The organism is Streptomyces sp. WAC03905, from assembly GCF_057371075.1.
In genome coordinates this window covers 6294974-6314940 of sequence record NZ_JBXYDZ010000003.1, presented here as the reverse complement: position 1 = coordinate 6314940, position 19967 = coordinate 6294974, and the positions used below count along the sequence as shown (strand labels likewise).

Here is a 19967-nt window from a genome sequence, read left to right as displayed (position 1 = left end):
CGGGCGGCCGGTCAGCGGGGACAGCCCGCCGGCATCTCCGGGAGCGCGCGCTTCTCCGGCTCGGTCACGGACAGCGCGTACCTCGCCCGACGCCGGTGCAGCGGCGCGCGTACTCGCACCAGTACGGTCTGGATCTGGGAGGCGCGCTGGTAGGTGTACGGGAGCCGCTTGCCGGTGTACGGGTCGAGCAGCACCCCGGCCAGGACGACGCACCGGTTGCGGTCCCCCTCGCGCAGCTCCGTCAGATCCCGGCGCAGGACGTCGTCACCGCCGCACGGGCCAGTCTCCGCCGTGCCGTGCGGGCCGTGCCATCCCCGTAGCGTGCTCCACACGACTGCGTCTCGTGACTGTCCGGTCGGCTCCCATGCCGTCGGCGGACAGCCCCGAGGGACGTCTCCACGGGGGCAAGCTTCACCGAAGCCATTCCGGGGCGTGCTCAGTCGGTGTCCGTCGCGGCCAACACTGCAAGCCGTCGGCGTTCTGGAGACACTGCGGCCAGGCCGATGTCCCAGGCCACGCGCTCGAACCACTTGGTGTCGGCGTCGAAGCCGTACCAGGCACACTCCCGCGCACATGCCTCGACCGTCTCTACAGGGACACCCTCCGCGACCCCGGCGAGGCTGGCCAGGGACTGCCACGCGGCCAGTCGGCCGTAGGCGCCGCGAGCACCCGAGTTGTACGCCCCTCCCGAGGAGGCGGCGGCGAAGAGCACCCGCCATGCCCGGTCCGGCGGACAGGCCACGACCGAGAAGGCGGTCTTCCTCCCCGCGTCCTTCAGGCACTCCAGCCCCAGTGCCAGCAACGCGCTCGGTACTGATTCGGCGTCCGGAGGAGCCGCCAGGTCAAAGACTCGTGCCTCGATCCGGCCGTTGGACTCCTTTGCCCAGTCCGCCACGGCCGCGCTGATGCCCTTGGCAACGGCAGGGGTCGTCGTCTCCTCGACCGGCGGCACGCGCGCTCCGCGTTCAACCGCCACGCGACCGTTCTCCGACGGGCCGTACGGCATCGAGTAGCTGCTGCCCCGGGTGCTGTAACTCGGCAGATCCGGCTGTCCCTCCACGGCCGACAGCGCCAGCGGCAGCCATCCCAGAGGATGGTGCTTCCAGTGCGGGGATGTCGCCCACCCTGCGATCCCCGGCGTCTCCGTGACGGCGACGCCCCTGAGTACGAGCTCATGGACCAGGCAGGCACGCAGTTCCTCGGAGGCGTTGCCGGTGAACGCCTCGGCGAGTTCCTCTGCCGGGTGGCTGGAGGCCAGCAACGATGCCGTGTAGTGGTCCAGCCTCTTGTGCGCGGCTTCCGTCGAGGAGACCAGCCGTAGCGCCTGCCTCACGTTCCCGGGGCCGGGTCCGGCGGCCAGCAGCCGGAGCAGGTGGTCGAAGACGCTTCCGTACTGCCAGATCGGCCTGGGCTCGGAGCCGTACGCCCCGGCGAGCGCGATGCCGAGGTCCGCGACGAAGGCGGCGTCCCCTTGCACCAGGCGACGGTCGGCCACCTTCCAGACGTCGGTGACGCTCTTCAGGCCCGGCAGTTCCGTCACGATCTTCTGTATGCGGTCAGCCACAGCGGAAAGCCTATGTGTCCCACAGTCCGAAAGCGATGGCGTTTTCCCACGTCACTGCGGCTCGATCAACCCCAGCGACGGCTGCGGGGGCGAACGGCCGGAACGGACCCGTGCGCGGAGCCTGGGCTCCCCCGCCACCGCCCCGGCGCGGCCACGCCGGGGGGCGGCCGGGCTAGCGCGCGTTCACCGCGTGGTCGAGCGAGCGCCAGACCCGCTGGGCCCAGGCCAGGTCGGCCGGGTCCTGGTAGGAGCAGTGGAGCCCGGCGGCGATGCCGGGCGCGACGGCCATCCCGTAGAACTCGTGCCGCGGCCGGCCGCTGTCCTGCGGGGTCAGCCAGAAGGCGTACCGCACTCCCCGGCCGAACGGTTCCCGCACGCGCTGGTCGGGCCGGGTGTCGGGGGCGCCGGACAGCAGCGCCGTGAGGAAGTCCGCCGGGGCGCGGCCGGGGACGTCGTCGCGCATCAGGCTCACGGATGCGCTGCGGTGCTCGGCGGTGAAGTGGTCCGCCCCGTCGGCGAAGGAGGCACTGAGTCCGGCGGTGCGCAGGACCGACCAGCGGCCGCCGAGATCGGTGCGCACGTCCACCGGCAGCGGGTACGGGAAGCGGCTGAGGACGTGGTCGCGGTCCCAGGTCCGCGTCAGGACCCGGGAGGCCACCGGGTGGCGCACCTCGACGACGCGGGGCAGCTCCTGCGGATCGGTGACCTTCGCGGTGACCGCGGCGCCGAGCAGGTCGTCGCCCCAGGGCTGGATCCGGTTGGCCACGGTGCCCTCGATGCTCAGGTCCGCGTATCCGGGCTGCTCCCACAGCTCCTGGGCGCGCCGCAGGGTGGCGTCGTCGACCTCCACCCAGGCCCCCAGGAACAGCTCGGTGTCGTGGGTCAGCCGGACGGACAGCAGGCAGCGGATGAAGCAGCCGACCCCGTCCACCCGGAGCAGGGCGCGCACCCCGAGCCGGTGCAACGCCTCCTCGGGCGCCCCGAGGGCGGCGTCGGGCAGGTTGAAGCCGAAGTCGATGCGGCGCTCGTCGGTGAGCGCGTCGCCGCAGCAGGCGCAGGTGCGGAGGTCCTTGGTCACCCGTGCAGCCTAGGGGGTGTCATGGACACCCGGGCGGGGCGCCTCAGTCGCGGTCGGTGCCGCGGAGGCGTTCGCGGACCTTCTCCACCACGTCCGCGTAGCGGGCCTCGGCGCCGTAGCGGGTCGGCTCGTAGTACCGCTTGCCGTGGATCTCGTCCGGGGCGTACTGCTGGGCGGCGATGGCACCCGGCACGTCGTGCGGGTAGACGTACCCGACGGCGTGCCCCAGCTTGGCCGCGCCCTTGTAGTGCCCGTCCCGCAGGTGCGTGGGGACGGAGCCGGCGAGGCCCGCGCGTACGTCGGCCAGCGCCGCGCCGATCGCGGTCGTGGCGGTGTTCGACTTGGGGGCGAGGGCCAGGGCGATGGTGGCGTGCGAGAGGGTCAGCGCCGCCTCCGGGAAGCCGATCATCGCCACGGCCTGGGCCGCGGCCACCGCGATCGGCAGCGCCGTGGGGTCCGCGAGGCCGATGTCCTCGCTCGCGGAGATCATCAGGCGGCGCGCGATGAACCGGGGGTCCTCCCCCGCGTCGATCATCCGCGCCAGGTAGTGCAGCGCGGCGTCCACGTCCGAGCCGCGGATCGACTTGATCAGCGCACTCGCCACGTCGTAGTGCTGGTCGCCGTCCCTGTCGTAGCGGACCGCCGCCCGGTCGACCGCCTCCTCCAGCGTCTGGAGGGTGATCTCCTCCTCGCCCTTGGCGATGGCCGAGCCCGCCCCCGCCTCCAGTGCGGTCAGCGCGCGCCGGGCGTCCCCGCCGGCGATCCGCAGCAGGTGCGCCTCGGCGTCCGGCGGCAGGGTCACCGCCCCGGCCAGCCCCCGCTCCTCCGTGAGCGCGCGCCGCAGCAGCCCGCTCAGGTCCTCGTCGGTCAGTGGTTCCAGCGTGAGCAGCAGCGAGCGCGACAGCAGCGGAGAGATAATCGAGAAGTACGGGTTCTCCGTGGTGGCCGCGATCAGCGTCACCCAGCGGTTCTCGACGGCCGGCAGCAGGGAGTCCTGCTGGGCCTTGCTGAAGCGGTGGATCTCGTCGAGGAAGAGGACGGTCTCCTTGCCGTAGCCCCCGGCGGCGCGGCGCGCGCCCTCGATGACGGCCCGCACCTCCTTGACGCCGGCCGTGATGGCGGAGAGCTCCACGAAGCGCTTCTGCGTGGCCTGGCTGACCACGTAGGCGAGGGTGGTCTTCCCGATGCCGGGCGGTCCCCAGAGGATCACCGACGAGGCACCGGCCGGGCCGCCGGCCCCTTCCCCGACCAGCCGCCGCAGCGGTGACCCGGGCTTCAGCAGGTGCTGCTGGCCGACGACCTCGTCCAGGGTGCGCGGGCGCATCCGGACGGCGAGCGGCGAACTCGCGGGGTCCTTCTCCTGGCGCTCTTCGGCGGCGGCGGTGAACAGGTCTGGTTCCACAGGGGAAGCCTAAGCGAGCCCACCGACAGGCGGCCGCCTGCCGTCAGGAGGTCCAGAAGTCCCACCAGCGGGTCAGGATCAGCATGCCGATGATGCCGATGTGCAGCACCGGCAGCACCCAGGTGAACTCCTCGAAGAAGCTCTTGAGCCAGCCCGGGGCCGGCAGCAGCCCGGCGCGGACGTTGTGCGAGGTGACGTACCAGAACATCAGGATCGTGGCGACCCAGGCGAGGGAGCACCACAGGCAGAGCGCGTTGATGTTGTAGAGCGACTGGTAGGTGAGCCAGGCGCAGAAGACGACGCCGAAGAGCGTGCCGGCGTTGAAGGTGAGCCAGTACCAGGCGCGGAACCGGGCGCCGGCCAGGATGCTCATGCCGACGCAGATCACGATGCCGTAGGCGACCAGGCCGAGCATGGGGTTCGGGAAGCCGAAGACGGCCGCCTGGTCGCTCTTCATGATGTTGCCGCAGGAGACGACCGGGTTGAGGCTGCAGCCCGGTGTGAAGTTCGGGTCCTCCAGCAGCTTGAACTTGTCGATGGTGATCACCCAGGCGGCGAGCAGGCCCGCGGCCCCCGTGATCACCAGCAGCAGGGCCAGAGCCCGGCTCGCCCCGAAGGTCGTCCCCCGGGCGGTCTCCGCGTCCGTATCCCGTGTCGTCATACCGCCCGCTCCACATCTGCCAGGTGATCAAGCCCGGGCCATTGTGCCGTACGAGCCTGTGAACGGACGGGGCCGGGGAAAGATCCCCGGCCCCGTCCGACGTGGTCCCTGCTCAGGCGAGGCGCGCCCGGACCGTGTCGATCAGCTCGCCGACGGGCACGGCCGTCTGGTCGCCGGACTCCATGTCCTTGAGCTGGACGACGCCCTCGGCGAGGTCGCGCTCGCCCGCGACGATCGCGAAGCGGGCACCGCTGCGGTTCGCGTCCTTCATGGCGCCCTTGAGGCCCTTGCCGCCGAACGAGAAGTCGGCCGCGACGCCCGCCCTGCGCAGCTGGGTCACGAGGCCGAACACGGTCGTCTTGGCCTCGCCCAGCGCCACGGCGAACACCGAGGTCGACGCGGGGATGGCGAGCTCGACGCCCTCCTTCTCCAGCGCGAGGACCGTGCGGTCCACACCGAGCGCCCAGCCCACCGAGGGCAGCGCCGGTCCGCCGATCATCTCGGACAGGCCGTCGTAACGGCCGCCTCCGCCGACCGCGATGCCCAGGCCGTCGTGGACGAACTCGAAGGTGGTGCGGGTGTAGTAGTCCAGGCCGCGCACCAGCTTGTCGTCATCCTCGAAGGCGACGCCGGCCGCGGTCACCAGGACCCGGACCTGCTCGTGGTACGCCTTGCACGCGTCGCACAGGTAGTCGCGCAGCACCGGGGCGCCGACGAGCTGCTTCTGGACGTCGGGCCGCTTGTCGTCGAGGACGCGCAGCGGGTTGATCTCGGCCCGGCGCGTGGTCTCCGCGTCGAGGTCGAGGCCGCGCAGGAAGGACTGCAGGGCCTCCCGGTACACCGGGCGACACTCCTTGTCGCCGAGCGAGTTCAGCAGGATCCGGAAGTCGCGCAGGCCGAGCGAGCGGTAGGCCTGGTCGGCGAGGATGATCAGTTCGGCGTCCAGCGCCGGGTCCTCGGCGCCGATCGCCTCGGCGCCGACCTGCGAGAAGTGCCGGTAGCGGCCCGCCTGCGGCTTCTCGTAGCGGTAGTAGGAGCCGGAGTACCAGAGCTTGACCGGCAGGTTGCCCTTCTTGTGCAGGCTCGCCTCCAGGGCGGCGCGCAGCACGGAGGCCGTGCCCTCGGGGCGCAGGGCCAGCTGGTCGCCGCCCTTGGTCTCGAAGGCGTACATCTCCTTGGAGACGATGTCGGTGGACTCGCCGACGCCGCGGGCGAACAGGCCCACGTCCTCGAAGCCGGGGGTCTCGATGTAGCCGTAGCCGGAGTTGCGCAGCGGGGCCGCGATGGCCTCGCGCACCGCCAGGTACTTGACCGAGACCGGCGGGATCAGGTCGTACGTGCCCTTGGGGGCCTTGAAAGTAGCCACGAAGCTTTCGTCACATTCCTCGTCGTGGAGCGGCCGTCGGGTCCGCTGCCAGGCCGGCGGCGACCTCCCGCAGGTACGGGTTGGTCACGCGCTCTCGGCCGATGGTGGTCTGGGGACCGTGGCCGGACAGCACCACGGTCGAGTCGTCGAGCGGCAGGCACACGCGGGCCAGCGAATCGAGCATCTCGGTGTGGGAGCCGCCCGGCAGGTCGGTTCGTCCGATGGAGCCGGCGAAGAGCAGGTCGCCCGAGAAGAAGACCGGCGGGACGTCGGCCAGCTCGGGCATCCGGAAGGTCACCGACCCCTTGGTATGGCCCGGCGCGTGCGCAACGGAGAAGTCCATTCCGGCCAATTTCAGGGCGGCGCCGTCGGCCAGCTCGCGGACGTCGTCGGGCTCCCCCACGGTCAGCTCGCCCATGAGCGGCATCCCGATGGAGCGGCCGAGGGCCTTCTCCGGGTCGCTCATCATGTAGCGGTCCTCGGGGTGGATCCAGGCCGGTACGTCGTGTGCTCCGCACACCGGGACCACCGAGGCCACATGATCGATGTGGCCGTGGGTCAGGACGACCGCGACGGGCTTGAGCCGATGCTTCCTCAGCGTCTCCTCGACACCCTGGGCGGCCTGGTGGCCCGGGTCGATGATGACGCACTCCTCGCCGGCGGCGGGGGCGACCACGTAGCAGTTGGTGCCCCAGGCGCCTGCGGGGAACCCGGCAATCAGCACGTTCGTCCTCAATCGTCGTCGGCGGGAGGTGCAGGTCGGCAATCCTGCTGCTCAGAGCCTACCGGCGCCGCTCATTACACAGCGAACCCATATACGGTACGGCCTATCCCAGCCCGGACAGCAGTATCAGACACGTACAAGGAGACGACCCGGTGGTCACGAGCGATCAGCGGCGGCGACAGCTCGCCAGGGAGAAGTACGAGCGCCAGCAGAAGCGCCGCGCGGAGGCGCGGAAGAAGAGCCGCCAGCGGGCGGCGGTGGTCGGCGCGGTGGTCGCCGTGGTGATCGCGACGCTGGTGGGCCTGATCGTGGGCGGTGTCTTCGACAAGGACAAGAAGGACCAGGCGTCGGACCCGGCGGCGGACCCGTCGGCCTCGGCGTCCGCGCCGGAGCCGAAGCAGTCCCCCTCGCCGGAGATGGCCATCGACCAGAAGGGGAAGTACACCTTCGCGCTGAAGACCAGCGCGGGTGACATCAACTTCGCGATGGACGCGGCGAAGACCCCGCAGACGGTGAACTCGTTCAAGGCGCTGGCCGACAAGGGCTACTTCGACAACACCAAGTGCCACCGGCTGACGGCCGGCGGGATCTTCGTGCTCCAGTGCGGTGACCCCGAGGGCACCGGCCGCGGCGGCCCGGGCTACAACATCCCGGACGAGAACCTCGACTCGCTGGGCAAGGCGAACGAGCAGGGCCAGGTCGTCTACCCGGCCGGCACGGTGGCGATGGCCAACACCGGCCAGCCCGGCTCGGGCGGCAGCCAGTTCTTCCTGGTCTACAAGGACAGCCCGCTGACCCCGACGTACACGCCGTTCGGCAAGATCGACGCGGCGGGCCTGAAGGTCCTGGAGGAGATCGCCAAGGCGGGCACGGTCGACGGCGGCCAGGACGGTGCGCCGAAGAACGATGTCAAGATCGAGAAGGGCACGGTCACCCAGAACTGACGGGGTGACGCGACCACCGGGCCGGCCGGCCCGCCCCCTGCGCCGATATTCCGTCGTGCGGGATGCGGACAGCCGGCCCGGCGGTCGCCTATGTTGGCGTTGTGCAGGGCGGGCGCTGCCCGCCCCAGGAAACTGTGGACGATGCCCAGGGGGTGAACCCCTCGCAGGCATCAGGTGGAGGAGGCGCTGTGAGCAGCGACCCGTGGGGCCGAGTCGACGAGACGGGCACCGTGTACGTGCGTACTTCCGATGGCGAGCAGGTCGTCGGTTCGTGGCAGGCGGGCACCCCTGAGGAGGCCCTGGCCTACTTCGAGCGCAAGTACGAGGGCCTGGTGGTCGAGATCGGCCTCCTCGAAAAGCGGGTGCGGACCACTGATCTGTCCGCCAAGGACGCCCAGACGGCGATCGACCACCTGCGGACGCAGGTCGACGAGCACCACGCCGTGGGCGACCTGGACGCCCTGCGCGTGCGGCTGGACAAGCTGGTCGAGACCGTGGAGTCCCGGCGCGAGGAGCGCAAGGTCGCCAAGGCCAAGCAGGCGGACGAGGCCCGGGCGGCCAAGGACGCGCTGGTCACCGAGGCCGAGCAGCTGGCGCAGAGCGACCAGTGGCGCAGCGCCGGCGAGCGGCTGCGCGCCCTGGTGGACATCTGGAAGGGCCTGCCCCGTCTGGACCGCAAGTCCGACGACGAGCTGTGGCACCGGTTCTCGCACGCCCGTTCCGCCTTCTCCAAGCGCCGCAAGGCGCACTTCGCCTCGCTGGACGCGCAGCGCGAGGACGCCCGCAAGGTCAAGGAGAAGCTGGTCTCGGAGGCCGAGTCGCTGTCGAAGTCGACGGACTGGGGTCCGACGGCCGCCCGCTACCGCGAGCTGATGGCGGACTGGAAGGCGGCGGGCCGGGCGCAGCGCGAGGCCGAGGACGACCTGTGGAACCGCTTCCGCGGTGCGCAGGACGTGTTCTTCGCGGCCCGCAGCGAGGTGTTCGCGGAGCGTGACGCCGAGCAGGTCGAGAACCTGAAGCTCAAGGAGGAGCTGGCCGACGAGGCCGAGAAGCTCGTCCCCGTGACGGACCTGAAGGCGGCCCGTGCGGCGTTCCGCTCCCTCAACGAGCGCTGGGAGGGCATCGGCCACGTGCCGCGCGACGCCCGGCCGAAGGTCGAGGGCCGGATGCACGCGGTGGAGCGCGCCATCCAGGAGGCCGAGGAGGGCGAGTGGCGCCGTACGAACCCGGAGGCGCGGGCCCGCGCGGCCGGTCTGACGGGTCAGCTGCAGGCGGCGGTCGACAAGCTGCGCGAGCAGATCGACGCGGCCCGCGCGGCGGGCAACAACGCCAAGGCCGACAAGCTGTCGCGTGAGCTGGAGGGCCGCCAGGCCCTGCTGGACCAGGCGCTGAAGGGCCTGGAGGAGTTCGGCGGCTGATCGCCGGCCCCGACCACGACGAGGGCTCCGGTACGGACTGTCCGTACCGGGGCCCTCTCGCTGTCGCCTACGGGCGGCGGGCCGAGGTCACGCGGTAGACGTCGTAGACCCCCTCGACGCCCCGGACGGCCTTCAGGACGTGGCCCAGGTGCTTGGGGTCGCCCATCTCGAAGGTGAACCGTGAGGTGGCCACCCGGTCGCGGGAGGTCTGGACGGCCGCCGACAGGATGTTGACGTGCTGGTCGGAGAGGACCCGCGTGACGTCCGACAGCAGCCGGGACCGGTCGAGCGCCTCGACCTGGATGGCGACGAGGAAGACCGAGGACTGGGTGGGCGCCCACTCGACCTCCAGCATCCTTTCGGGCTGCTGCGAGAGGGAGTCGACGTTGACGCAGTCCGCGCGGTGAACCGATACGCCACTGCCGCGCGTGACGAACCCGATGATCGGGTCGCCCGGCACCGGGGTGCAGCAGCGGGCCAGCTTGACCCACACGTCGTCGACGCCCTTGACGACGACGCCCGGGTCGGCGTTGCTGCGCCGCTTGCCGCGGGCCCGCGCGGGCGGGATCGATTCCTCGATGTCCTCGTTGGCGGCCTCCTCGCCGCCGAGGGCCGCGACCAGCTTCTGCACGACGCCCTGCGCGGCAACGTGGCCCTCGCCGATCGCCGCGTACAGGGAGGAGATGTCCGGGTAGCGCATCTCGTGCGCGAGGGTCACGAGCGAGTCGCCGGTCAGGATCCGCTGGATCGGCAGGTTCTGCTTGCGCATGGCCCGCGCGATGGCGTCCTTGCCGTGCTCGATGGCCTCGTCGCGGCGTTCCTTGGAGAACCAGGCGCGGATCTTGTTGCGGGCCCGCGGGGACTTGACGAAGCCCAGCCAGTCGCGGGACGGGCCGGCCCCCTCGGCCTTGGAGGTGAAGACCTCGACCAGGTCTCCGTTGTCGAGGGTGGACTCCAGCGGGACCAGGCGTCCGTTGACGCGGGCCCCTATGGTGCGGTGGCCGACCTCGGTGTGGACGGCGTACGCGAAGTCCACCGGGGTGGCGCCGGCGGGCAGCGCGATGACGTCGCCCTTGGGGGTGAAGACGAAGACCTCGTTGCGGGAGAGGTCGAAGCGCAGCGAGTCGAGGAACTCGCCCGGGTCCTCGGTCTCCTTCTGCCAGTCCAGCAGCTGGCGCAGCCACGCCATGTCGTTGACGGTGTCCTGGCCGGCGCTGCCCTTGGCGGCCTGCGGCACGTCGGTGCGGACCTTGGAGGTGCCCGCGACGGTCTGCTGCTTGTACTTCCAGTGCGCGGCGATGCCGTACTCGGCGCGGCGGTGCATGTCGAAGGTGCGGATCTGCAGCTCGACGGGCTTGCCGCTGGGCCCGATGACCGTCGTGTGGAGCGACTGGTACATGTTGAACTTGGGCATCGCGATGTAGTCCTTGAACCGGCCCGGGACCGGGTTCCACCGTGCGTGCACCGTGCCCAGGGCCGCGTAGCAGTCCCGGACGGTGTCGACGAGGACGCGAATGCCCACCAGGTCGTAGATCTCCGCGAAGTCACGGCCGCGGACGATCATCTTCTGGTAGACGCTGTAGTAGTGCTTGGGGCGGCCCGTCACGGTGGCCTTGATCCGGGCGGCTCTGAGGTCCACCTGGACCTCGTCCGTGACGAGGGCGAGGTACTCGTCGCGCTTGGGCGCGCGCTCGGCGACCAGGCGCACGATCTCGTCGTACATCTTGGGGTAGAGGATCGCGAAGGAGAGGTCCTCCAGCTCCCACTTGATCGTGTTCATGCCCAGCCGGTGCGCCAGCGGGGCGTAGATCTCAAGGGTCTCGCGGGCCTTCTTCTCCTGCTTCTCCCGCTTGAGGTAGCGCATCGTGCGCATGTTGTGCAGCCGGTCGGCGAGCTTGATGACCAGGACGCGGGGGTCCTTGGCCATCGCCACGACCATCTTGCGGACGGTCTCGGCCTGCGCGGCCTCGCCGAATTTCACCCGGTCGAGCTTGGTGACGCCGTCGACGAGCAGCGCCACGGCGTCGCCGAAGTCGCGGCGCAGGTCCTCCAGGCCGTACTCGGTGTCCTCGACCGTGTCGTGCAGCAGGCCGGCCATGAGGGTGGCGGGGTCCATGCCCAGCTCGGCGAGGATGGTCGTGACCGCGAGCGGGTGGGTGATGTACGGGTCGCCGCTCTTGCGCTTCTGGCCGCGGTGCCAGCGCTCGGCCACCTGGTAGGCCTGTTCGAGCTGGCGCAGCGTCGACGTCTCGATCTTCGGGTCGTTGCTGCGGACTATGCGGAGCAGGGGCTCCAGGACCGGGTTGTACGGGTTCGAGCGCTGCACGCCGAGCCGGGCCAGGCGGGCGCGCACCCGGTTGGAGGACGCGGCCGACTTCGCGGGCGTGGGCTTGACCGGCGCCGGCTTGGGGGCCGGCTTCACCGGCGGGGCCGGCGGGGGCGTGGCGGCGGCCGCCGTGGCCTGCTCGGCCTGCGGGTCGGGCTGCGCGGCGGAGATTGGCTGGACCTCGTCTGGCAAGAGCGCTCCTCAGCGGATCCGGTGCCCGTGTCCGGTCCGGATAACCCATCGTAGCGAGGGTTGGGTCACCCCGTTCGCCGAGCCCTTCGCAACGGCCCGGGCACGCGAACGGCGGGCACCCGGGAGATCCCGGATGCCCGCCGTCCCGTCACGGGATGGGTGCGCTCAGACCACGATCAGCGCGTCCAGCGGAGCCCCCGACAGGGCACCGGCCAGCTTGGCCCGGCCCGGCAGGAACGACAGCTCCATCAGGACCGCCACGCCGGCCACCTCGGCCCCGGCCCGCCGGATCAGCGAGAGGGAGGCCTCCGCGGTGCCGCCGGTGGCCAGCACGTCGTCGATGACCATGACGCGGTCACCGGACGTCAGGTCCTCGGCGTGGACCTCGATCTCCGCCGTGCCGTACTCCAGCTCGTACGACTGGGCGAGCGTCGCGCCGGGCAGCTTGCCGGCCTTGCGGACCGGCACGAAGCCGATCCCGGCCTGCACCGCCACCGGGGCCGCGAGGATGAACCCGCGCGCCTCCAGCCCGACGATCTTCGTCGCGCCGTACTGCCCGGCCAGCTCCACCAGCGCGCCGGTCAGCGCGCCGAAGGCGTCGGGGTCCGCCAGCAGCGGGGTGATGTCCTTGAACATCACGCCCGGCTTCGGGTAGTCCGCCACGTCCTTGATGCGGCTCAGCAGGAGGGTCCGTACGTCGTCGGACAGCGCAGCGGTCAACGTCGCCGCCCCGGCTGCTGCCGGCCCTGCGAGACGACCTGCGGCTCGCCGGAGCCCTGGGCGTCGTCCGCGGACTCGCCCTTGGCCGCGGCGGCCGCGCGCTTGGCGAGGACCCGCTTCTTCAGCGCCTTCATCGCCGGCTCGCGCTCCTTGAGGTCCACGACCAGCGGGGTCGCGATGAAGATCGAGGAGTACGCACCGGCCGCGAGGCCGACGAACAGCGACAGCGAGATGTCGTTCAGCATGCCGGCGCCCAGGAAGCCGCCACCGATGAACAGCAGGGCCGCGACCGGGAGGAGCGCCACGACCGTGGTGTTGATCGAACGGACCAGGGTGCCGTTGATGCTGCGGTTGGCGACCTCGCTGAAGGTGTAGCGGGTCTGCTTGGTGATGTCCTTCGAGCCCTCCTTCAGACCGTCGAAGACGACGACGGTGTCGTAGAGGGAGTAACCGAGGATGGTCAGCAGGCCGATGACGGTGCCCGGGGTGACCTCGAAGCCGACGAGCGCGTAGACGCCGACGGTGATGGTGAGGTCGTGGATCAGGGCGATCAGCGCGGCGACGGCCATGCGCCATTCGAAGGCGATGGCGAGGTAGATCACCACGAGGACCATGAAGACGCCGAGACCGGTCCAGGCCTTGTTCGCGATCTGCTCGCCCCAGCTGGGACCGACCAGGTCGGCGTTGATGTCGGCCTCGGTCACCTTGAGGTCGGTGGCGAGTTCCTTCTTCACGTCGGCCGCGGCGTCGGTGTCCAGACCGGAGATCTGGATGCGCATGCCGCCGGTGCCGAGCTCCTGGACGATCGCGTCGTGGCCGGAGGCCTTCTCCGCGGCCTCCGTCACCTTGGCGACGGAGACGGCCGTCTTCGGGGTGGTGAAGACCGCCCCGCCCTTGAACTCGATGCCCATGTTGAGGCCCTGCACGGCCAGGGCCACGATCGCCGTGATGGTGATCAGGATGGAAACGCCGTACCAGAGAAAGCGCTTGCCGACGAAGTCGTAGCCGACCTCACCGCGGTACAGCTTGGCGCCGAGATCTCCCAGCTTCGACATCTCTCACGCCTCCTTTGCTTCGACGGGGGCGGGGGCGCCGGCGGTACGGCGGGAGCTGCGCAGCGGGGGCTTGGCGCCCAGCCGCTTCGGGTCCAGCCCGGACCACGGGTGACCGCTGGAGAAGAACTTCGTGCGCGCCAGCAGCGTCATGATCGGCTTGGTGAAGAGGAACACCACGACCACGTCGAGCAGGGTGGTGAGACCCAGCGTGAAGGCGAAGCCCTGCACCTTGCCGACGGTGACGATGAACAGCACCGCGGCGGCGAGGAACGACACGAAGTCGGAGACCAGGATCGTGCGGCGGGCGCGCGGCCAGGCACGCTCGACCGCGGGACGCAGGGTGCGGCCCTCGCGGATCTCGTCGCGGATGCGTTCGAAGTAGACGATGAACGAGTCCGCGGTGATACCGATGGCGACGATCGCACCGCAGACGGCCGGCAGGTTCAGGGCGAAGCCGATGCCCTTGCCGAGCAGCGCCATGATCGTGTAGGTCAGGATCGCGGAGACCAGGAGACTGACGATGGCGATGAAGGCCAGGCCGCGGTAGTAGACCAGCAGGTAGACGACCACGAGGAGGAGGCCGATCGCACCGGCGATCAGGCCGGCCCGCAGCTGCTCGCCGCCGAGCGCGGCGGTGACGGTGGTGACGCTGTCCTCCTGGAAGGACAGCGGCAGGGCGCCGTACGAGAGCATGTTGCCCAGGTCCTGCGCGGACTGCTGGTTGAAGCCGCCGGAGATCTGGGCGTTGCCGCCGGTGATCGCGGAGCTGACGGACGGGTCGGAGATGACGTCGCCGTCGAGGACGATCGCGAACTGGTTCTGCGGCATCTGCTTGGCCGCAAGCTCGCCGGTGACCTTGGCGAAGGCGTCCGCGCCGTGGTCGTTGAAGTTCATCGTGACGATCCACTGACCCGACTGCGGGTCGATCTCGCCCTTGGCGCTCTTGACGTCCTTGCCCTCGACCGCGGCCGGTCCGAGGATCCACTTGCCCCACTGCTCGCCGCGCTGGCCGCAGGCGAGGGTCGGGTCGGTGGGCTTGACGCCCTTGCCGACGTTCGCGCGCTGGGCCTCGTCGGTGCAGTCGAGCGCGGCGAACTTGGCCTGGAGGTCCGCGGCGGCCGGGTCGGGCGCGGGGGCGCTCGCGGACGGCGACGGAGCCGCCTTGTCGTCTGCCTTCTTCGACTCGCTCGCCGACGGCGTGGGAGTGGGCGCGTTCGGGGCCTTGAGGCCCTCGCTGAGCGCGCGGCCCTGGGAAGTGGCGCTGGACGACGGGGTGGCGGACGGGCTGGTCTTGTTCCCGTCCTGGGCCTTGGGAGCCGGTGAGCCGCTCGCGGAGGGGCTCGGGCTCTGGGTGCCCTCGGGAGCGGCGGGGGCGCCGTCCGCGAACGCGATGACAGGGCGGAAGTAGAGCTGGGCGGTGGTGCCGACCTGCTCGCGCGCCTGCTTCTCGTTCATCCCCTTGGGGATGTTGACGATGATGTGGTCGCGGCCCTGCGTCTGGACCTCGGCCTCGGAGACGCCGAGCCCGTTGACGCGGCGCTCGATGATGCCGACCGCCGTGTTCATGTTGGTCTCGTTGACGGCGTTCTCTTTGCCGGGCTCGCTCTTGGCCTTGAGCGTGATGCTCGTGCCGCCGGCGAGGTCGATGCCCAGCCGGGGAGTCGTCTGCTTCGAGAGGAACATCCCCGCGGTGAGCGCCACCATCGCGATCAGGATGATCGCCAGGGCACGCCCCGGCCTCCCCTGAGCCCCCGTGGGCCGCCGGCCCTTCTTCGGTGCTGCCACCTTGTCGTTTCTCCCTGTCCAACCGCCCCGCGCCGGGTCAGCGCGCGGACGGCCACGAAATGTGTGGTGGGGACCCCTGCCCCCCGCAGAAGTGTCACTGACGGGGACCGCGCCGGCCGCCGGTCAGGCGCCCGCACGGTCCCCGGCCGCGCGCTACTTCGCGCCGGCCTCGCCGTCGGTCCTGCCGTCCTTGGGCTCGTCGTCGCCCGCGGGCTCGTCCTTCTTGCCCAGGTCCAGCTTCGGCGCCTCGTCCTCGCCCTTGCCGAGATCCGTCTTCGGGGCCTCGGTGAGGGAGGACGCGTCGTCGGGGACGGCGGGCGTGTCGGTCGTCACGTCGTCGATGCCGTGGACGATGCGGTTGTACTCCGCGTCCTCCAGGACGGCGCCGATGGCGTTCTTCGCGTAGATCGCGTGGACGCCGGGAGCCACCTCGAGGGTGACCGTGTCGTCGCCGATCTCCTTCACCGTGGCGTACATGCCGCCGATGGTGCGGACGCCCGTGCCGGGCGTCATCTGGTCGCGCATCTGCGCGGCCTGCTGCTGCTTCTTCTTCGCGGAGCGGGTCATCAGGAACATCGCCGCGATGATCGCGATGAACGGGAGGAGTGTCACGAGATTCACGGGACGGAAATCCTTCGCACGACCGCACGCGGACGGCGGCCTTTTCTACGGGGGTGGGCACGCCGACCCGAAGGGTCGGCATCGGCGGAGTCTAGGCGAGTCCGCACCGATGGAACAACGCCCAGCATGGCACCGCAGTTCCGGAGGGGGCGAACCTCCGCGCCGTCAGGCCCCGAACAAGCCCTGTTGCCCCGTTGATCCGCTTGCGCCGTGCTGCGGCGCGACAAGCCCCAGGTGAGCCCATGCGGCGGGGGTCGCGACCCGCCCCCTGGGGGTACGGGCGAGCAGGCCCTCGCGGACCAGGAAGGGTTCCGCGACCTCCTCCACGGTCTCCCGTTCCTCCCCCACCGCGACGGCGAGGGTGGACAGGCCGACGGGGCCGCCGCCGAAGAGCTTGAGGAGGGCCTCCAGAACGGCGCGATCCAGTCGGTCGAGCCCCCGGGCGTCGACCTCGTACACCTGCAGAGCGGTCGCGGCCACCTCGCGGTTGATCACACCGTCCGCCCGGACCTGGGCGTAGTCGCGCACGCGGCGCAGCAGCCGGTTGGCGATGCGCGGGGTGCCGCGGGAGCGGCCGGCGATCTCGGCGGCGCCGTCGGTGTCGATCTCGACGTCGAGGAGGCGGGCGGAGCGGTGGACGACGCGTTCCAGTTCCTCGGGCGCGTAGAACTCCATGTGGCCGGTGAAGCCGAAGCGGTCGCGCAGCGGCGGGGGCAGCAGTCCGGCCCGGGTGGTGGCGCCGACCAGGGTGAAGGGCGGTAGTTCCAGCGGGATCGCGGTGGCCCCGGGCCCCTTGCCGACGATCACGTCGACGCGGAAGTCCTCCATGGCCATGTAGAGCATCTCCTCGGCGGGCCGGGACATGCGGTGGATCTCGTCGAGGAAGAGGACCTCGCCCTCCTGGAGGGAGGAGAGGATGGCGGCGAGGTCACCGGCGTGCTGGATGGCGGGGCCGGAGGTGATCCGGATGGGCGCCCCCATCTCGGCCGCGATGATCATCGAGAGGGTGGTCTTGCCGAGCCCCGGCGCGCCGGAGAGCAGGACGTGGTCCGCGGTGGCCCCGCGCTGCCGGGCCGCCTTCAGGACCAGGTCCAGCTGCTGGCGGACCTTCTCCTGGCCGACGAACTCCCCGAGGTCCTTGGGGCGCAGGGCCGCCTCGACGGCGGTGTCCTCCCCGTCGGCGGCGGCCGCCACGATCCGGTCGTCGCTCTCGTCGTCCCAGTTCACGGTGTTCAGTCTGCCTTCTACGTCGTTGCGGTGGTCGTTCCGGGCCCCGCCGCGGCCTCGCCGGTCCCGGGCGGCGGCCGCGGCTGCGGCGTCAGCGGGCCCGGTTCAGGGACTGCAGGGCCGCCCGCAGCAGCTGCGGGACGGGGGCCGAGCCGCCGGCGGCGATGGCCGCCTCGGCCTGCGGGGTCACCGCGACGACCGCCTCCTCCGCGTCCCTCGACGCGTAGCCGAGGCCGATGAGGGCGGCCGAGAGCTGCTCGGTCCACGGGGCGGGCCCCGGGGCGACCGCGCGCTGGGCCCCCACCACCGGGGCCGGGGCGCCCAGCTTTCCCTTGAGCTCCAGCAGCAGCTTCTGCGCGCCCTTGGGCCCGATGCCGGGCACCGCCGTCAGCGCCTTCGCGTCGCCGGAGGCGAACGCCGTGCGCAGGGCGTCCGGGCTGTGCACGCCGAGCATCGCCTGCGCCACGCGCGGCCCGACGCCGCTCGCGGTCTGGAGGAGCTCGAAGACCTGCCGCTCGTCGTCGTCGGCGAAGCCGTACAGCGTCAGCGAGTCCTCCCGGACGACCAGGGAGGTGGCCAGCCGGGCCTGCTCGCCCAGGCGCAGGCCGGCGATGGTGTTCGGCGTGCACTGCACGGCCATGCCCACTCCCCCGACCTCGATCACGGCGAGGGTGGGGGTGAGCGCGGCGACGGCGCCGCTGACGAAGGCGATCATCGGGTACGGCCTTTCGAGGCGTGCTGGGCCACCGCCTGCTGGAGGCGGTTCTGGGCGGGGGCCCGCCAGATGTGGCAGATGGCGAGGGCGAGGGCGTCGGCGGCGTCCGCCGGCCTCGGCGGTTCGGCGAGCCGCAGCAGCCGGGTGACCATCGCGCCGACCTGGGCCTTGTCGGCCCGGCCGCTGCCGGTGACGGCGGCCTTGACCTCGCTCGGGGTGTGCAGGGCGACCGGTATGCCGCGGCGGGCTGCGCACAGCATGGCGACGGCGCTCGCCTGGGCGGTGCCCATCACGGTGCGGACGTTGTGCTGGCTGAAGACCCGCTCGACGGCGACCATCTCGGGCCGGTGCGTGTCGAGCCATTCCTCGATGCCCCGCTCGACGGCGACGAGCCGGTCGCCCAGCTCGGCGTCCGCGGGCGTCCGTACGACCCCCACTCCGAGCATGGTGAGGGGGCGGCCGGCCACGCCCTCGACGACACCGACACCGCATCGCGTCAGCCCCGGGTCCACGCCCAGTACGCGCACCGCGCCCCCTCCTGCGGCTGTACCGCCGCCGCTCCCGCGGAGGTGGCTGAGCACCGTCGTGGCTGCTCCGTTGACGGGTGCGGTCCGGGTTGCCGGGCGCGCACCTGGTTGACGCCGTCAGGCTATCCGCCCGCACCGACAATGCGACGGCGGGCCGACAGGGTGTGTCCTGTCGGCCCGCCGGTTCCGCTCGGCCCGCGGCAGCGTGAGGCGTCGGCCCCGCGCGGCGGCCTTACGCGTCGACCTTCTCCATGACCTCGTCCGAGACGTCGAAGTTGGCGAAGACGTTCTGGACGTCGTCGCTGTCCTCCAGCGCGTCGATCAGCTTGAAGATCTTGCGGGCGCCCTCTTCGTCGAGTTCGACCTGCATGGTCGGGACGAAGCTGGAGTCCGCCGAGTCGTAGTCGATGCCGGCTTCCTGGAGCGCGGTGCGGACCGCGACCAGGTCGGTGGCCTCGCTGATGATCTCGAAGGTGTCGCCGTTGTCGTTGACCTCTTCGGCACCGGCCTCCAGGACCGCGCCGAGGACGTCGTCCTCGCTCAGCTCGGCCTTGGGCAGGATGATGACGCCCTTGCGGTTGAACAGGTACGAGACCGAGCCCGGGTCGGCCATGGAGCCGCCGTTGCGGGTCATGGCGACGCGGACGTCGGAGGCGGCGCGGTTGCGGTTGTCGGTGAGGCACTCGATGAGCACCGCGACACCGTTGGGGCCGTAGCCCTCGTACATGATCGTCTCGTAGTCGGCGCCGCCGGCCTCGAGGCCGCCGCCGCGCTTGACCGCGGAGTCGATGTTCTTGTTCGGGACCGACTGCTTCTTGGCCTTCTGGACCGCGTCGAAGAGGGTCGGGTTGCCGTCGATGTCGGCACCGCCCATCCGCGCCGCGACCTCGATGTTCTTGATCAGCTTCGCGAAGAGCTTGCCGCGCTTGGCATCGATCACGGCCTTCTTGTGCTTCGTCGTAGCCCATTTAGAGTGGCCGGACATCCGCCTGTCTCCTTCGCGTAACCAACAGTGTTCGCCCCCGATCCTACCGGGAGCCGTCACAGCCCGGCGCGCACCATCTCGACGAAGTACGCGTGGACGCGGTCGTCGCCGGTCAGTTCGGGGTGGAACGAGGTCGCCAGGACGTTGCCCTGGCGCACGGCGACGGTGTGGCCGTCGTAGGTGGCGAGTACTTCGGCGGCGCCGCCGACGGACTCGACCCACGGGGCGCGGATGAAGACGCCCTCGACCGGGCCGCCCTCGATGCCCGTGAAGTCGATCTTCGCCTCGAAGGACTCGTTCTGGCGCCCGAAGGCGTTGCGGCGCACGATCATGTCGATGCCGCCCAGGGTCTCCTGGTCCTCACGGCCGTCCAGGAGCTTGTCCGCCAGCATGATCATGCCGGCGCAGGTGCCGTACACGGGCATGCCCGCGGCCACGCGCTCGCGCAGCGGCTCCAGCATGCCGAAGAGCACCGCGAGCTTCGACATCGTCGTGGACTCGCCGCCGGGGATCACCAGGGCGTCGACCTCGGCCAGCTCCTCGGGGCGCCGGACCGGCCTGGCCACGGCGTCCGCCGCGGCCAGGGCGATCAGGTGCTCCCGTACGTCGCCCTGGAGGGCCAGGACACCGATCACGGGGGTGTTCGTCATGTCGGTA

The 19967-nt window shown here is 71.1% G+C and carries 19 protein-coding genes; 2 read left to right on the top strand and 17 right to left on the bottom strand.

Going from position 1 to position 19967, the window contains the following annotated elements; genetic code table 11:
* Positions 1-11 precede the first annotated feature (11 nt).
* The 7 genes from AC2RP6_RS31065 to AC2RP6_RS31035 all read right to left on the bottom strand — a co-directional run bounded on the left by AC2RP6_RS31065 (position 12) and on the right by AC2RP6_RS31035 (position 6795).
* Positions 12-332 (bottom strand): hypothetical protein, encoded by a 321-nt coding sequence (locus AC2RP6_RS31065; RefSeq protein WP_486449173.1) that lies wholly within the window; start codon positions 330-332, stop codon positions 12-14.
* Between the two features lie 104 nt (positions 333-436).
* Complete coding sequence (locus AC2RP6_RS31060) at positions 437-1564, bottom strand: DUF6183 family protein (RefSeq protein ID WP_486449172.1); 1128 nt, start codon at positions 1562-1564, stop codon at positions 437-439.
* 172 nt (positions 1565-1736) lie between these two features.
* On the bottom strand, positions 1737-2642 hold the full coding sequence (locus AC2RP6_RS31055) for a DUF2199 domain-containing protein (RefSeq protein ID WP_486449171.1): 906 nt from the start codon (positions 2640-2642) through the stop codon (positions 1737-1739).
* Positions 2643-2685: 43 nt separating this feature from the next.
* The gene (locus tag AC2RP6_RS31050) at positions 2686-4044 is read right to left on the bottom strand and encodes a replication-associated recombination protein A (protein WP_486449170.1); all 1359 of its coding nucleotides are present in this window, start codon (positions 4042-4044) and stop codon (positions 2686-2688) included.
* A 43-nt stretch (positions 4045-4087) separates the two neighbouring features.
* Positions 4088-4705, bottom strand: a complete 618-nt coding sequence (locus AC2RP6_RS31045) for a vitamin K epoxide reductase family protein (RefSeq protein ID WP_486449169.1) — start codon at positions 4703-4705, stop codon at positions 4088-4090.
* A gap of 112 nt (positions 4706-4817) precedes the next feature.
* Positions 4818-6071, bottom strand: a complete 1254-nt coding sequence (hisS, locus tag AC2RP6_RS31040) for a histidine--tRNA ligase (protein WP_486449168.1) — start codon at positions 6069-6071, stop codon at positions 4818-4820.
* Between the two features lie 10 nt (positions 6072-6081).
* The gene (locus AC2RP6_RS31035; protein WP_486449167.1) at positions 6082-6795 is read right to left on the bottom strand and encodes an MBL fold metallo-hydrolase; all 714 of its coding nucleotides are present in this window, start codon (positions 6793-6795) and stop codon (positions 6082-6084) included.
* 152 nt (positions 6796-6947) lie between these two features.
* Between AC2RP6_RS31035 and AC2RP6_RS31030 the strand changes: the two genes are divergently transcribed.
* Positions 6948-7739 carry a peptidylprolyl isomerase gene (locus AC2RP6_RS31030; RefSeq protein WP_486449166.1) on the top strand — a complete coding sequence of 264 codons (792 nt, stop codon included), beginning with the start codon at positions 6948-6950 and terminating at the stop codon, positions 7737-7739.
* Between the two features lie 188 nt (positions 7740-7927).
* Entirely contained in the window at positions 7928-9157 is a 1230-nt protein-coding gene (locus AC2RP6_RS31025) for a DUF349 domain-containing protein (protein WP_486449165.1), read from the top strand.
* Between the two features lie 67 nt (positions 9158-9224).
* On the opposite strand, the gene AC2RP6_RS31020 is transcribed toward AC2RP6_RS31025, so the two are convergent.
* The 10 genes from AC2RP6_RS31020 to pdxT all read right to left on the bottom strand — a co-directional run bounded on the left by AC2RP6_RS31020 (position 9225) and on the right by pdxT (position 19960).
* A complete protein-coding gene (locus AC2RP6_RS31020) occupies positions 9225-11675 on the bottom strand; it encodes a RelA/SpoT family protein (protein WP_486449164.1) in 2451 nt (816 codons plus the stop codon).
* A gap of 165 nt (positions 11676-11840) precedes the next feature.
* Positions 11841-12395, bottom strand: coding sequence for an adenine phosphoribosyltransferase (locus tag AC2RP6_RS31015; RefSeq protein ID WP_486449163.1), 555 nt, complete (start codon positions 12393-12395; stop codon positions 11841-11843).
* Complete coding sequence (gene secF / locus AC2RP6_RS31010; RefSeq protein ID WP_486449162.1) at positions 12392-13450, bottom strand: protein translocase subunit SecF; 1059 nt, start codon at positions 13448-13450, stop codon at positions 12392-12394. Before secF ends, AC2RP6_RS31015 begins: the two co-directional genes overlap by 4 nt.
* Positions 13451-13453: 3 nt before the next feature.
* On the bottom strand, positions 13454-15235 hold the full coding sequence (gene secD / locus AC2RP6_RS31005; protein ID WP_486449161.1) for a protein translocase subunit SecD: 1782 nt from the start codon (positions 15233-15235) through the stop codon (positions 13454-13456).
* 153 nt (positions 15236-15388) lie between these two features.
* Entirely contained in the window at positions 15389-15856 is a 468-nt protein-coding gene (gene yajC, locus AC2RP6_RS31000; protein WP_486449160.1) for a preprotein translocase subunit YajC, read from the bottom strand.
* A gap of 165 nt (positions 15857-16021) precedes the next feature.
* Positions 16022-17083, bottom strand: a complete 1062-nt coding sequence (ruvB, locus tag AC2RP6_RS30995) for a Holliday junction branch migration DNA helicase RuvB (RefSeq protein ID WP_486449159.1) — start codon at positions 17081-17083, stop codon at positions 16022-16024.
* 91 nt (positions 17084-17174) lie between these two features.
* Positions 17175-17798, bottom strand: a complete 624-nt coding sequence (gene ruvA / locus AC2RP6_RS30990; RefSeq protein WP_486449158.1) for a Holliday junction branch migration protein RuvA — start codon at positions 17796-17798, stop codon at positions 17175-17177.
* The gene (gene ruvC, locus AC2RP6_RS30985) at positions 17795-18325 is read right to left on the bottom strand and encodes a crossover junction endodeoxyribonuclease RuvC (protein ID WP_486449157.1); all 531 of its coding nucleotides are present in this window, start codon (positions 18323-18325) and stop codon (positions 17795-17797) included. The genes ruvA and ruvC overlap by 4 nt, the downstream gene beginning before the upstream one ends.
* A 232-nt stretch (positions 18326-18557) precedes the next feature.
* The gene (locus tag AC2RP6_RS30980; protein ID WP_030656159.1) at positions 18558-19310 is read right to left on the bottom strand and encodes a YebC/PmpR family DNA-binding transcriptional regulator; all 753 of its coding nucleotides are present in this window, start codon (positions 19308-19310) and stop codon (positions 18558-18560) included.
* A gap of 56 nt (positions 19311-19366) precedes the next feature.
* Positions 19367-19960: a pyridoxal 5'-phosphate synthase glutaminase subunit PdxT gene (gene pdxT, locus AC2RP6_RS30975; RefSeq protein WP_356813155.1), complete on the bottom strand. Its 594-nt coding sequence runs from the start codon at positions 19958-19960 to the stop codon at positions 19367-19369.
* Between the last annotated feature and the right edge of the window lie 7 nt (positions 19961-19967).

Bases quoted from the DNA above. Each gene is read 5' to 3' on its own strand.
- AC2RP6_RS30980 (WP_030656159.1), bottom strand. From the start codon at position 19,310: ATGTCCGGCCACTCTAAATGGGCTACGACGAAGCACAAGAAGGCCGTG.
- secF (WP_486449162.1), bottom strand. From the start codon at position 13,450: ATGTCGAAGCTGGGAGATCTCGGCGCCAAGCTGTACCGCGGTGAGGTC.
- pdxT (WP_356813155.1), bottom strand. From the start codon at position 19,960: ATGACGAACACCCCCGTGATCGGTGTCCTGGCCCTCCAGGGCGACGTA.
- ruvA (WP_486449158.1), bottom strand. From the start codon at position 17,798: ATGATCGCCTTCGTCAGCGGCGCCGTCGCCGCGCTCACCCCCACCCTC.
- AC2RP6_RS31045 (WP_486449169.1), bottom strand. From the start codon at position 4,705: ATGACGACACGGGATACGGACGCGGAGACCGCCCGGGGGACGACCTTC.